Raw genomic sequence first — 14,277 nt, forward strand, 5'->3', positions numbered from 1 at the left:
TCCGTTCGTCCTTGCGTCTGCTGATCAGTACATAGCGGTCAGAAACCTTATACTCGTATGATTCGGGCAGGATTTTATCCAGCACGTCCTCGAGGTTCGCATTCTTTACCTTGATGCTGGTCCTAATCGCGGTATTCACCTGATCATCGTTATAGAAAAACTCGAATTCGCTCTGACTGCGAATCGCATCGAAGACACGCTCCAGGGTTACATCCTGAAGGTTTAAATTCAAAGGTATTCGTTGCGCGCAGGAAGGATTTCCCCACCCGATACTCGTTCCGATCAAGAAAAACAGCATGCACAGCTTCATGACTCGAACGAGTTTGCGAGCATGCCCATCATACCTCGCCCTTTGGTTGGCTCTCGTTTTTTTCATACTTTTTTAGATAAATGGTTATTGATTACGGTTATTTATAGTCGGCGCTTGTCCAAACGTACTCCCTTGTCCGAGGGCTTCATTTCGGACGGCTTTTCGGTCAGTACAAAACGATTTTTTCTCCTTCTCTTCTGTATTTCACATCGGTGACGGCCTGTATTTGATTCAACAAGTAATCGAGGGTGCGCGCTTTCTCCGCACTTCCGGTAAAGCGCATGGATTTGATAGCGGGATTCACGTATTCTATTTTACAATCATACCAACGGGATAATTGCACGAAAATATCATCCAACCGTCGATTCCGAAAAATGAATTCACCTTTGACCCAGGCGGTGTAAAGACGCGTATCGACTTTTCGGACGGAAATCCGATTCAAAACCCTGTCCATTGAAAAATCATCGGAGGGGGAGAGCACATACACTATCGGCTTATCGGGCAAACGAATCCTCACCTTTCCTCGAACCAACGTGGTATGGGTCGAGGTATTGTCGGTATAAGCATTGACGTTGAAGGTGGTACCCAAGACCTCTATCTCCATATCGCGCGTTTTTACCACAAAAGGTTTCGCCTCCTTCTTCACGTCGAAATAAGCCTCTCCGCTCAACAGTTCCACTTCTCTCTTTTCCCCCTCAAAATAGCCGGGGAACAAGAGTTGCGTTTTCGAATTCAGGAAAACGTTGGTTCCATCGACCAACTGCAATTGATATTCCCCGCCTTTAGGCACATAGATGGTTTGCTGCACCACCTTCTTGTTTTTCCGCTCTTCTTTTTGAAACGAAACGACGCCGTTAGCATCGTTCGAGATTACGGTTCCATCCTCGTTCTCCTTTTTGAAAGGCTCGCCCAAATCGATGATCTCCCCTTCCGAGAATTGTAAGTAAGCTTTCTTGGTTCCCGGCTCAAAAGCATCCTTTTTCTCTGTCTGCGATATTTCCAGAGAGTCATCGACTTTCGGACGCTCCCGAACCCAAACCCCGATACCTATTGAAACTGAAAGCACTGTCACCAGACAGGCAACCAACTTACGAACCCGTCGAAAGGGGAGAAAGGAAAAGCGTCTCCGGGGTCCGAAACCCAAGATATCGGAAATATTATCCCAGCATTTCCGTTTGTCGTAACCCGTGTTTTTGATTCGCTTTTTCCCTGTCAACTGAGCATACAGCTTCTTATTGTCATCACTGCTGTCCATCCATGATCGAAAACGGGCATCGTCTTCTCGCATTTCTCCTATCAACGCCTTGAAAACCACATTCCACCCGGCTCTATCGTTTTTCATCGATTTCAACATCTTTTTACCTAATTAGATCGATTAACCTATTCCTTTCCGCAACAAATGATACGCTTTCGAGACCTGAACCTTCACCGTGTTGACCGATATGCCCAAGAGATCGGCTACTTCGGTGTATTTTTTCTTTTCCAAGGTCGCCATCACGAACACTTTCTTACAACGCTCCGGCAAATCATTGATCGCTTTCAATAAAAGTCTGTTCAATTCTTTCACATCCGAATCGGTCACATTGCTCGTATCGGCCAGATCCAGCGTCAGCTCGCACCCGTAAACGAAATGTTCGGCATCGCGCAGGTAATTCAACGAAGCATGATAGATGGCGCGAAAAGCATATGCAGAAAAGGAGGGAGTAAAGGTGAGCTCTTCCCGCCGTTCCCAAAATCTGACGAAAAATTCCTGCACGATATCCTCCGCCGCGTACGAATTTTGCGTAAGTTTGAAAGCCCACAAGTAAAATCGCTCGCTATACTGCTGGAACAGCTTTCTGAACGCATGTTCACTTCCGGCTCTGATCTGCAATAACACGATGTCTTCGGAACAGCTCATCCAACTCTTTTTTTCTATATAACGCTTAAACGCGTGAAAAGTATTATCCAGGACAAGGATTTAACATATTCTAACTTTCTCGTACGAATCGGTCGGTACCAAGGCGACCATCGGTTACAAAAATACAGATTAAAATCGATCCGTTACGCTTTACGCTCCTCTGTTTTAGCAGGCGACGAACCATCGGCTAAAAGTTCGTGGAAAATCGGTGGAAGCGACAGCATACGCACGGCAAACCGGGTTCCGAACCGTGCCGTTGAGGTCGAAAATAGAACCGACGGGGCAAAAGATCCCGACGGATACGTCGTACGACCTGTCCGTCGACGTCCCGAATCCCGACGGATACGTTGGGCAACCTAAAATTTGACGTCCCGGACCTCGTCGGATACGTTGGATAACCTCAAATTTGACGTTCCGGACCTCGCCGGATACGTTGGATAACCTCGAATTTGACGTCCCGGACGTGTCCGGATAGGTTGTACAACCTATCCGACGGGATAAATAACCTCGCCGGCGGGGTTCGGGACGTATCCAGATACGTTAGAGAACGTATCCAGACACGTTATGGGACGTATCCGGACACGTTGGGGGACGTCAAATTTCGGTTTATCGCACCTCCTGCAGGCTTTCTATTTCTTTCAGGATACCGACCGCTCTTTCCACCGTCGTGACATCTCGGATCAACAGACTGCGTTTTCCATTCTTCTCGCGGAGGCTGCAAGCGTGCGGATATTTTCCGATGTAGGCGACGATCTTTCCGAAAGCTGCGCTTCGGTAATAGGGACTGTCCGGGTTGGAAACCAGGAAAAGAGTCATCTGTGAAGCCTTCAGGAAAATCCGTTCTACGCCCAACGACTTGGCTGTTCTGCGCAACGGCACCACGAGCAACAACTCGGCTCCCTCTCGGGGAATCTTCCCGAAACGATCCTCCAGACGCGATTGAAAGGCTTCGACTTCTTCATCCTGCTCCAACCCGTCGAGCTCCCGGTAGAGCAACATTCGCTCGCTGCTGCTCGGGACGTACTGCTCGGGGAAAAGCAATTCCAAATCGCTCTCGATCTGGCAATCGTCTACCCACTTATTTTCGGCGATCTTCGCTCCTACTTTTTTATCCCGATCGGCAAACAGCTCTGCGAATTCGTCTTCCTTCAGTTCCTGAACGGCTTCGTTGAGAATCTTCTGATAGGTTTCGTACCCCAAATCGGCGATAAAACCGCTCTGCTCCGCTCCCAACAGATTGCCTGCGCCCCGAATATCCAAATCCTGCATTGCCAAATGGATTCCGCTTCCCAAATCGCTGAAGTTCTCGATCGCCTCCAACCGACGTCGCGCCTCCGAGGTGAGCGTTTCCGCAGGCGGCGTCAACAGGAAACAAAAGGCCTTCTTATTGCTTCGCCCCACCCGCCCGCGCAGCTGGTGCAAATCGCTCAACCCGAAATGCTGGGCGTTATGGATGATCATCGTATTCGCATTCGGGATATCGATCCCGTTTTCCACGATGGAGGTAGACAACAAGACATCGTAATCGTCGTTCACGAAACTCGTTATCACCTCTTCCAACTTTTCGGGATTCATTTGCCCGTGGCCGACGGCTACCCGACAATCCGGGATATTTCGCAGAATCATGGCCTGCAAGTCGGCCAACTTCTCAATACGATTGCTCACGAAGAAGATTTGTCCGTTTCTGCTCATTTCGAAGTTGATAGCCTCGACAATCGCCTCTTCGTTGAAGGGAAGCACCTCCGTCTGAATAGGATAGCGATTGGGAGGAGGCGTTTGAATCACCGACAGGTCGCGCGCGCCCATCAAGGAGAACTGCAAGGTTCGGGGGATCGGGGTGGCCGTCATGGTAAGCGTATCGACATTGACTTTCAGCTGCCGGAGCTTTTCCTTCACACCGACTCCGAACTTCTGTTCCTCATCGATAATCAGCAATCCCAAATCTTTAAATGCCACCGTTTTGCCGATCAGCTTGTGGGTACCGATTACCACATCAATCTTCCCCTCCGCCAATTCTCGCTTGATTCGCGCCGCATCGCTGGCAGAGCGGGCCCTGGTCAGATAATCCACTTTGCAGGGAAAATCTTTCAGGCGATCGAAAAAAGTATGATAATGCTGATAAGCCAAAACAGTCGTCGGCACTAACACCGCTACCTGCTTATTGTCTGTCACCGCTTTGAAAGCCGCCCGGATAGCGACTTCCGTCTTGCCGAAGCCGACATCGCCGCAAATCAAGCGGTCCATCGGGCGATCGCTTTCCATGTCCGCCTTCACCTGCTGAGTGGCTTTCAGCTGATCGGGCGTATCTTCATAGATGAAGCCGGCTTCCAGCTCCTGCTGCAAATAGCTGTCCGGCGAAAACCGAAAACCCTTCTCTTGCCGGCGCCGTGCATAGAGCTTGATCAGATCGCGCGCAATATCCTTAATCTTAGCTTTGGTCCGATCTTTCATCTTCTCCCAAGCACCGGTACCCAATTTGCTCAAACGAGGCGTCTCCCCTTCTCTTCCCTTGTATTTCGATATCTTATGCAGATTATGAATGGAGACGAACACCACGTCGTCATGCTGATAAAGCAGTTTGATGACTTCTTGAGTGGCGTTTCCGTTCGGAATACGAACCAAACCGCCGAAACGACCGATACCGTGATCGATGTGCACGAGGTAATCCCCCCATTCGAATTCATTCAACTCTTTCAGCGTAAGTGCAACTTTCCCGCTGCGAACCTTATCGCTCTTCAAACTGTACTTGTGAAAACGATCGAACAACTGATGATCGGTGAAGATGCAACACTTTAGGTGATGATCCGAAAAGCCTTCGTGCAAAGTCTTATTCACGGAAGTAAACAGGATCTCGTCGCCCCGTTCGTCGAAAATAGCTTTCAGCCGAACAGGCTGCTTCCGACTGTCCGAGCAGATGTAAACGGTATAGCCTTTTCGAAGATAATCCGTCAACGAACTGCTTACCAGGTCGAAATTCTTGTGATAAACGGGTTGCGGAGTAATGTCGAAGGTCAGCGTCCTCTGAGGAGAATAGGCAGGTTTATTTCCGAACTCCATGCACTTGAAACCCGATAAGGCGTTAGAGAAATCAGCGCTATCGATCAGCCTTTCGCGCATATTGAGCAACTCTCTCTTATCCCCTTCATAAGCCTGCAGAGCTTGTGTCGAAATCGCGTCGTCGTGGACAGCCTGAATACGTTCCCGAACCCATGGCAGGTCTTTCAGACCGATGATCGTATGCTCGGGAATAAAATGCAGGAACGACACGCCCGACGAAAGCTCTTCTCGGGTCGATGAAGGAATGATCGAAACCGCGCTCTTCTTTTCCTTCGACAATTGCGTATCGACCTCAAAAGTACGCATGCTATCTATTTCATTGCCGAAAAAATCGATGCGGAAAGGATATTCCGAAGCATAGGAAAAAATGTCGACGATGCTTCCCCGTACGGCATATTGTCCCGGTTCGTAAACATAGTCCGTCAAGTCGAATCCGAAGTCGGACAATTCTTTCTCCAAAACCTCCACATCGACATGCTGTCCGACTTCCAACGTCATCGTACGGGCGCGCATCGCCGTTGGAGAGATCACTTTTTCCGCCAAAGCTTCAGGATAGGTGACCACGGCGAGCCTACCCCTCGATTGCAATCGATTCAGCACTTCCACCCGGAGTATCTCGTGAGCTGCATCCTTTTGACCGTACCGGACGGCACGGCGATAAGACGAAGGGAAAAAGAGAATATCTTCCTCGCCGTTTATCTGTACCAAATCGTGATAAAAATAACCGGCCGACTCCAAATCGTTTAATACGAACACAAACGAGCTGTCGCTTGCTTGAATGAGGGAGGAAAAAAATAAACCGGCGGACGACGCGCGCAATCCCCCCAAAAAAATGGTTCTGACCGAATCATCTTCCAAGAACGAAACCAGCCTCTTTCGATTCGGATGGCTGGCATATAAATGCTGAATTTCCGAAATATCCATGACTTAAAAACCGCACAAATGTACACATTTATCCGATTCCTTTAGCGTTTCTTAGGAAGTATTTGAAAAATTGGATACCTTTGTAACACGCTATTGGCACATATTTTGTCCTCCTCTCATAAAAAATACACATGTTAGATACCAACTTATATGGCCCGGAAGAAGAACGTATCCTTCTTTTAATCGATGAACATCGCTTAAAAGAAGCCATCGTGCAGATTCAAGCCATGACTTCATCTACTCGAAATTGGAAACTTCGTAGCGAAGTAGAAGAATTGCAAACGTCCTACAACCTCATGCTCGACTACGCCCGGAAAGGAATGAAAGATCCGAACTTCAAGGAGATGTACGACAAAATGATTCGAAAGAGCTACGAACTGACGGACTGGGCGTGCATAGAGAAAGCGGCTGTCGCCCATCCCGACCGACTTTATTTCCGCACCAAACGACACTACGAGGCACAACCCTCCCTCAGTTACGGGGAAATACAACTGATTTTGGAGAGCTGTGCAGAAGAGATGGCTGAGACTCCGCTACGCGATACAGGTGACACGAAACGGGAAAAGGAGATCGAACTCATCCAGCAAAGACACGAAGACGCCTTGTCCGAACTCTTTGACAAAGTGTGGGTATCCTCCCCCTGGAACGAAGAAACCGAAGCCTCCATGTACTCGATGCTCCGCTCGACACTCATACCCGTCAACGACCTTTGCGTGCTGATAAGCGCCGTAACCATGGCCGCTCTCAAACTTTTCGACATTCGGAAATACATGTTCCTCGTGAAAGCCTATCGACACAAGGACATGATGATCAACCAACGGGCGCTGGTGGGCATGGGATTCATTTCTATCCTATACGACTGGCGAATCACACGGTACCCACAAGCGAAACTCGCCCTGGACGAACTAAAAGACAACGAGCCCTTCATCCAAAACCTATTTACGATACAAATGCAACTTCTCCTGACTCGCGAAACCGCCAAAATAGACAAGAAAATGAAAGAGGATATCATCCCCGGAATGATGAAAAACGTCGGCAGAAGCGGACATATCGGATTCGAAGAAAACGATGACGACGAGAATTTCAATCCGGATTGGGAAAAACGAATGCATGAATCCGGCCTGACCGACGAGTTGCGGGCGATGAGCGAACTGCAATTGGCCGGCGCTGACGTGTATATGGGTTCTTTCGCCCAATTCAAGCATTACCCGTTCTTTAAAAAAATGTCGCATTGGTTCTATCCTTTCGACCGGCACTATAAAGAACTCGCCCCACTGACCGCTATGAACGAAAATGAAGAATTCTCGCTGATCAACATGTTATTAGGATCGGACATGTTCTGCAATTCCGATAAATATTCGCTCTGTTTTAGTCTGCTAACAGCCCCTAACGCTGTCCGCAAAATGATGATCGCTCAACTCAGAGAAAACGCAGAAGCTTTGAGCGAAGAGGAACAAGCACAGTTAAAAACACAATTGAACGTAAAATTAAATGCAAAACAAATCAGTCGACAATACATTCACGATTTATACCGTTTCTTTAAACTATGGGAGCGTCGGAGCGAAAATATCGATATTTTTCAAAGCGGATGCCAATTATGGTGCGCCAACGATTTGCAGAACGCCTTGAGAGGCACGAAAGAAATGAAGGAAATCGGCGACTACCTCCTACAAAACGAATACATAGAAGAAGCATCCGAGATTTTTAAGTTCTTAGCAGATAAAGAGAAAAACAACTCCGAATATTATCAGAAGATAGGGTATACCCAAGAACGACAAAAACAATACGCCTCCGCCATCGATTGGTACAAAAAATCTGAATTGTTGCAATCGGGCGATGTATGGACGTTAAGACATATAGCCCGCTGTCTGATGAAAGAAAGACGCTACCACGAAGCTTATGAATACTATAAACAAATAGAAACGTTCAAACCTGACGACTTAAAGTTGACGATGGAGGTCGGCCGCTGCCTGACGATGATGCAGCATTATGAAGAAGCACTGACCTGTTTCTTCAAAGTGGAATACTTATCGCAAAAGTCCGATGAAGCGAGAAGGGCGATCGGATGGTGCTCCTTCGTCGTCGGGAAATACGACCAGGCGCAAAAGTATTACGAAATGCTTCTATCGGAACCCGATCCCGCCATGCAAGACTGGATAAACGCCGGACACGTTTACCAAGTACAAAAGCAGACGGAGAAAGCGATCGCCTGTTATAAAAACGCAGTCAATCTGTGCGACAACTGGGAAGACTTCCTCACCCATTATCGAGACGACAGACCATACCTCCGCGCACAGGGCTTGAGTGCGGAAAAGATCGATATCCTGCCCGACGAATTATTGTAGTTCAAAAGAAAATTCGTAGCTTTGCCGAAAAGATATCCGAAAATGAACAGATCATTCCCACTGCTATCGCTCATAAGTATCCTCTTCGCACTGGCAGCCTGCGGCGAAGACCGGACAGGGGAATACAACGCCCTTACTTCCGCAGATCGGTGGATCGACGAAATATTAGAAAAATATTATCTTTGGAATGACAACCTGGGGAAAGTCACCGAAGCGGATTATTTTAAAAATCCGAACGACTATCTGGCCTTGCGGGTATACGCCGGTGCCTTGGATGGCAAGGGAGACCATTTCTCGTACATCGAATGGAAAGATACCGTGAACACGCGGATCAACATAAACCGACTGTCGGGGTACGGTTTCGAATTCGAAGTATTGACCGACCCCTTAGGAACGACCTCCCATATAATGGCAAGAGTACTGTATGTAATGCCGCATTCCCCCGCTTCGGAAGCCGGCGTAGAACGCGGCGACTGGATCACGGCAGTAGGAGGGAAAACGCTGACCGTGAACAATTACTCAGACTTAATCAACGGCGACGCCACTACTTTTGTACGAGTAGTGATGAAATATGCAGAAGAGAACGTTCAGGTCTGGTCGCCTCGCGATACCCTTGCCATCGGGCCATCCCGCTTCGTCGAACTCAATCCGTTCTACTTGGATTCCGTCTATACTCTCGATAATCGGAAGATAGCCTACATGGTCTATAACGAGTTCAGCACAGGGCCTCGCGACTTAGCCGGCGATACGGAATACGAAAAACAGATGTTGCAGCTGTTTACCCGCTTCAAGGCCGCAACACCGGACGCTTTCATCCTCGACCTCCGCTATAATTCCGGAGGATTCCTGAGTTGCGCTCAGCAACTGGGCAGCCTGTTAGTCCCCTCTTCCGCTCTGGGGAAAACATTCTGTACATTAAAATATAACGAGACGGGAAATATGAAAGACGAAACCATTTCGTTCGATCCCCAATACGCCTCTGCCAATCTGAATCTAAGCAAACTGTACCTGTTGACCTCCACGTACACCGCCTCGGCTTCGGAAGCGGTGATCAATTGCCTGAAACCTTATTTCGGCGAAGACCATATCGTGGTATTAGGCGAAACGACGTTCGGGAAACCCGTAGGCATGCAAGCCTATGAAGACGACAAGCATCATTTTATTGTCTGGCCTGTCACCGCCTATATTTTAAACTCGGAAGGAAAGGCAGATTACACGAACGGCATCGGTCCGAATTACGAATTGAACGAACGGAAAATAGTCACTCCTCTTTATCCGCTCGGCGATACGCGCGAATACTTATTAAAGAACGCCCTCTCGCTTATTACGACCGGCCAGATAAGCGACACAGAAACGACGCATGCCGACAGCCGTTCGAAAGTTTTACAGACCTCGCTGAACAGACGGAAAAAACCCGCCCTCATTCTCCGATAAAGACTAACAAAATTAGAAGGAAATAATAGGGCAATCCGATTTATTTCGCTACTTTTGTCATGAACAAACGGATTGATTTATGGAAACATCTGACAGTATAGTGATTATTCCGACCTATAACGAAAGAGAAAATATAGAACACATCATCCGAACCGTCTTTGGATTAAAAAAGTCTTTCCATATCTTAGTGATAGAAGATCATTCGCCGGACGGAACTGCAGAGATCGTACGCCGCCTGCAAAACGAATTTCCCAAACAACTCTTCCTGATCGAACGAAAAGGGAAATTAGGCTTGGGAACGGCTTATATCGCAGGATTCGAATGGGCTATCGCACACCGATACAATTTTATCTTCGAAATGGATGCCGACTTCAGCCACAATCCGGACGACTTGCCCCGACTTTACGAAAAATGTGCCGAGGAGGGTTACGATGCAGCCGTCGGTTCGCGTTATGTCAGTGGAGTCAATGTGGTCAACTGGCCGATGGGGCGGGTGTTGATGTCTTATTTCGCCTCGAAGTATGTGCGACTGATTACCGGCCTGCCTATTCACGATACGACGGCCGGCTTCATCTGTTATCGGCGCGAAGTACTGGAAACGATCCGTTTAGACAAAATCCGCTTCAAAGGATATGCATTTCAGATCGAAATGAAATTCACCGCATACCAATGCGGATTCAAGATTGCAGAAGTCCCTGTCGTCTTCGTCAATCGTCGATTAGGCACCTCTAAAATGAACAGTAGCATCTTCGGCGAAGCGTTCTTCGGCGTCATCCAATTGAAAATCCACAGTTTATTCCACTCGTATCCCCAAAAGAAAACAGCATGAAACGGACATGGATTCGACATGCGCAGATTGTCAACGAAGATCGCATAGAGAAAGGCGGCGTCGTGATCGAAAACGATCTCATTGCCGAAATTCTTTCGGAAAAGGAAAAACCTGCATCCCCCATCGACGAGGAGATAGATGCCAAAGGAGGGTATCTGCTGCCCGGCGTCATCGACGAACACGTACACTTCCGGGATCCCGGACTCACGCACAAAGCGGATATGCATACGGAGAGCGCCGCCGCCGCCGCCGGAGGCGTCACCTCGTTTATGGATATGCCCAACACGAATCCGCAGACGACGACTGTCGAAGCCTTGGAGCATAAATTCGCCGACGCCGCCCGAAAGAGCATCGTCAATTACTCGTTCTATTTCGGTGCCACCAACACGAATGCCGACTTACTCCCACAATTAAACGAACGACGGGTTTGCGGCGTAAAATTATTCATGGGAGCCAGCACGGGCGATATGCTCGTCAACCGGACGGAGACGCTGCGGAAGGTATTCGACCTCTCACCGATACTTATTGCCGCTCATTGCGAAGAACAAGCTATCGTCGAGGCGAATACGGAACGTTTCCGCTCAAATTACGGAGACGATCCCGCCATCGGATACCATCCGCTCATTCGCAGCGAAGAAGCCTGCTATCGCTCTTCCGCCTTAGCGGTGAAATTGGCTGAAGAATACGGGAGCAGGTTGCACATCCTGCACGTTAGCACAGCGAGAGAGTTGAACCTCTTCGAAGATAAACCCGTGAATGAAAAACGTATCACAGCTGAGACGACCGTGGCCCACCTTTATTTCTGCGATAAAGATTATGCCAGCTTGGGGACGCGCATCAAATGCAACCCGGCCATTAAGACGGAAGCGGACAGAGAAGCCTTACGGAAAGCGCTCCGCACGAATCGGATCGATACGATAGGCACCGACCATGCCCCTCACCTGTTGGAAGAGAAACGAGGAGGAGCCTTGAAAGCGGTCTCGGGAATGCCGACCATCCAGTTCTCGCTGGTCGCCCTGTTGGAGTTAGCCAAACAAGGAGTATTGTCTGTGGAACAAGTCGTTCGGAAGATGTGCCACGCCCCCGCCCTCCTCTATCAAATAAAAGGAAGGGGGTTCGTCCGCAAAGGTTACAAAGCCGATTTGGTCCTGGTCGATCCGAACAGGAGTTGGACGGTGGAAAGCCGAGACATCCTGAGCAAATGCCGATGGAGCCCCCTGGAAGGACAAACTTTCCACACCAAGATCCTGAAGACCTTCGTCAACGGATACCCGGTATACGACGGAAATACGGTAGACGAAAACTTCCGAGGAGAAGCATTAAGGTTCGAACGATGATTAAACATTATCATATACGCGACGTTGGCGACTACATCAATTGGATCTACTTCTTCCATGCATGGGGATTCCAGCCGAAATTCGCAAGTATCGTCGAAGCGCACGACTGCGACGCATGCCGCACGGCATGGTTGCATACGTTCTCCCGTGAAGACGCATCGAAAGCGGCCGAAGCCATGCGACTCCACCGGGAAGCGAAACGGATGCTGAGCCGCTTGGACACCGACTTCCGCACGCACGCCCTCTTCCTCCTGGCAGATGCGAACGCCGACGGGGACGATTTAATACTCGACGAGACGCACCTCCCCTTGCTCCGCCAACAAACATCCGACGACGAGGAGAACGCCTATCGCTGTCTAAGCGATTTCGTCCGTCCGCTCTCCTCCGGCATAAAAGACCAGGTCGGCCTATTCGCCACGACAGTGGATGCGGAAATGGAAGAGATGTATCAGACGGACGACTACCGACGACTATTGGTGCAAACCTTGTCCGACAGATTGGCGGAGGCGACCGCCGAACGACTCCATGCGGAAGTCAGAAGATCGATCTGGGGATATGCCCCCGAGGAGCACCTTTGCACAAAGGAACTGCTCGAGGGAAACTATCAAGGTATCCGCCCGGCCGTAGGTTATCCCTCGCTTCCCGATATATCGGTCAACTTCATACTCGATCGGCTAATAGACTTGAAACAAATCGGCATCCGACTGACGGAAAACGGTATGATGCAACCGCATGCCTCGGTGAGCGGCCTGATGCTTTCGCATCCGGCCGCTCACTACTTCGCCGTAGGGAAAATAGGAACCGACCAACTGGCCGATTACGCCCGGCGCCGAAGCCTTCCCCTTGAACAGATCGAGAAATTCTTAGCGAACAACCTCTAATAAAAACGACGATGGTATTAATCAGAACCCTACTTTTTCTTCTCCTCTTATTACTATTGCCCGATTGGTATATCTACCGCCGCTTCGTACGCCGCTTATCCCTTCGATGGATGCGAACGGTCTATTGGATCCCGACCGTCCTTCTGCTGGTGGGGATGCTGATCGTCGGACTTTCGCACGATTTTCACCCTTCGAGTATGCAACGGTTGAGTTCTTACATCCTCGTCTTCCTGCTCTTCGCATTCCCGCAAGCTGTCTTCACCATTTTCTCACTGATACTGAGCCCTGTCCGTCTGATCAAACGGAAGTGCCGAACAAGCGAATACATCGCCTGCGCCGCCGCTCTCTACGCGTTGGGAGCCCTAATTTACGGAGCGACGGAAGGGAAGCAACACTTTAAAGTACGCGAAGTAACCATCGCCTACGAAGACCTTCCGCCGGCATTCGACGGATACCGCATCCTCCAGTTGTCGGACATCCATTCGGGCAGCTGGACGGGGAATACAAAGGCTCTGCAGAAAGCAATCGACATCTGCAATGCCCAACAGGCCGACTTGGCCGTTTTCACCGGAGACATGATCAACAACATGGCAACGGAATTAGACGAGTTCGTACCTGCATTGAGCCGACTGAAGACGAAAGACGGCGTATACTCCGTGTTAGGGAATCACGACTACTCACCCTATGTGCATTGGCAGTCGGAAGAAGCCCGCAACGCCAACCTGAGTAGCCTGATCAACAAGCAGAACCACATGGGATGGCACCTGCTCATCAACGATCACGTCATGCTGCATCGCGGACAGGACAGCATCGTGATCGCCGGCGTCGAAAACAGCGGCAATCCGCCTTTTCCCGATCGCGGAGACCTTTCCCAAGCACTGAGCGACGAATGCAAGGGAGTGTTCACCGTCCTATTGAGCCACGACCCCACCCATTGGCGGAGAAACATCCTCCCCGAAACGGACGTGCAGCTCACCCTTTCTGGGCATACTCACGAAATGCAGTTCAGCCTCTTCGGCTTCTGCCCCATCATGTTTGTCTATCCGGAACATAACGGGCTCTATCGGGAAGGGAATCAGGCTTTATTCGTGAACATCGGCTTAGGATATGTCATGTTTCCGTTGCGCATCGGGGCCTGGCCGGAGATCACGGTTATTACGCTTCGAAAAGATTGAGCGAAATCGAATGATTCGGAACTCGTTGATCCGTAAAAAACCTTCAACGCAAAAATATTCTTTCTTCGATTCTTTTTACAAGGTT

At 49.4% G+C, this 14,277-nt stretch carries 9 protein-coding genes; 6 read left to right on the forward strand and 3 right to left on the reverse strand.

Annotated elements, in window-relative coordinates:
• Positions 1-476 precede the first annotated feature (476 nt).
• The 3 genes from BN102_RS09660 to mfd form a co-directional block, all read right to left on the reverse strand.
• Positions 477-1,652, reverse strand: coding sequence for a FecR family protein (locus BN102_RS09660; protein WP_198006559.1), 1,176 nt, complete (start codon positions 1,650-1,652; stop codon positions 477-479).
• A gap of 33 nt (positions 1,653-1,685) precedes the next feature.
• A complete protein-coding gene (locus BN102_RS09665; RefSeq protein WP_019208942.1) occupies positions 1,686-2,210 on the reverse strand; it encodes an RNA polymerase sigma-70 factor in 525 nt (174 codons plus the stop codon).
• Positions 2,211-2,816: 606 nt separating this feature from the next.
• On the reverse strand, positions 2,817-6,191 hold the full coding sequence (mfd, locus tag BN102_RS09675; protein WP_019208944.1) for a transcription-repair coupling factor: 3,375 nt from the start codon (positions 6,189-6,191) through the stop codon (positions 2,817-2,819).
• Positions 6,192-6,322: 131 nt separating this feature from the next.
• Between mfd and BN102_RS09680 the strand changes: the two genes are divergently transcribed.
• From BN102_RS09680 to BN102_RS09705, 6 genes are all read left to right on the forward strand, one after another.
• Positions 6,323-8,536, forward strand: coding sequence for a tetratricopeptide repeat protein (locus BN102_RS09680; protein ID WP_019208945.1), 2,214 nt, complete (start codon positions 6,323-6,325; stop codon positions 8,534-8,536).
• Between the two features lie 42 nt (positions 8,537-8,578).
• Positions 8,579-9,970, forward strand: a complete 1,392-nt coding sequence (locus BN102_RS09685) for a S41 family peptidase (protein WP_019208946.1) — start codon at positions 8,579-8,581, stop codon at positions 9,968-9,970.
• Between the two features lie 79 nt (positions 9,971-10,049).
• Positions 10,050-10,799 (forward strand): polyprenol monophosphomannose synthase, encoded by a 750-nt coding sequence (locus BN102_RS09690; protein ID WP_019208947.1) that lies wholly within the window; start codon positions 10,050-10,052, stop codon positions 10,797-10,799.
• On the forward strand, positions 10,796-12,136 hold the full coding sequence (locus tag BN102_RS09695; protein ID WP_019208948.1) for a dihydroorotase: 1,341 nt from the start codon (positions 10,796-10,798) through the stop codon (positions 12,134-12,136). The genes BN102_RS09690 and BN102_RS09695 overlap by 4 nt, the downstream gene beginning before the upstream one ends.
• Positions 12,133-13,017 carry a vitamin B12 dependent-methionine synthase activation domain-containing protein gene (locus BN102_RS09700; RefSeq protein ID WP_019208949.1) on the forward strand — a complete coding sequence of 295 codons (885 nt, stop codon included), beginning with the start codon at positions 12,133-12,135 and terminating at the stop codon, positions 13,015-13,017. The genes BN102_RS09695 and BN102_RS09700 overlap by 4 nt, the downstream gene beginning before the upstream one ends.
• Before the next feature lie 11 nt (positions 13,018-13,028).
• On the forward strand, positions 13,029-14,192 hold the full coding sequence (locus BN102_RS09705; protein ID WP_021311095.1) for a metallophosphoesterase: 1,164 nt from the start codon (positions 13,029-13,031) through the stop codon (positions 14,190-14,192).
• Positions 14,193-14,277: the final 85 nt, after the last annotated feature.

It is taken from the genome of Phocaeicola abscessus CCUG 55929 (assembly GCF_000312445.1).
GTDB classification, from domain to species: Bacteria; Bacteroidota; Bacteroidia; order Bacteroidales; family Bacteroidaceae; genus Phocaeicola; species Phocaeicola abscessus.

Coding starts and splice junctions, on each gene's coding strand:
- BN102_RS09695 (WP_019208948.1), top strand. CDS start 10,796: ATGAAACGGACATGGATTCGACATGCGCAGATTGTCAACGAAGATCGC.
- BN102_RS09705 (WP_021311095.1), top strand. CDS start 13,029: ATGGTATTAATCAGAACCCTACTTTTTCTTCTCCTCTTATTACTATTG.
- BN102_RS09660 (WP_198006559.1), bottom strand. CDS start 1,652: ATGAAAAACGATAGAGCCGGGTGGAATGTGGTTTTCAAGGCGTTGATA.
- BN102_RS09680 (WP_019208945.1), top strand. CDS start 6,323: ATGTTAGATACCAACTTATATGGCCCGGAAGAAGAACGTATCCTTCTT.
- BN102_RS09690 (WP_019208947.1), top strand. CDS start 10,050: ATGGAAACATCTGACAGTATAGTGATTATTCCGACCTATAACGAAAGA.
- BN102_RS09685 (WP_019208946.1), top strand. CDS start 8,579: ATGAACAGATCATTCCCACTGCTATCGCTCATAAGTATCCTCTTCGCA.
- mfd (WP_019208944.1), bottom strand. CDS start 6,191: ATGGATATTTCGGAAATTCAGCATTTATATGCCAGCCATCCGAATCGA.
- BN102_RS09665 (WP_019208942.1), bottom strand. CDS start 2,210: ATGAGCTGTTCCGAAGACATCGTGTTATTGCAGATCAGAGCCGGAAGT.
- BN102_RS09700 (WP_019208949.1), top strand. CDS start 12,133: ATGATTAAACATTATCATATACGCGACGTTGGCGACTACATCAATTGG.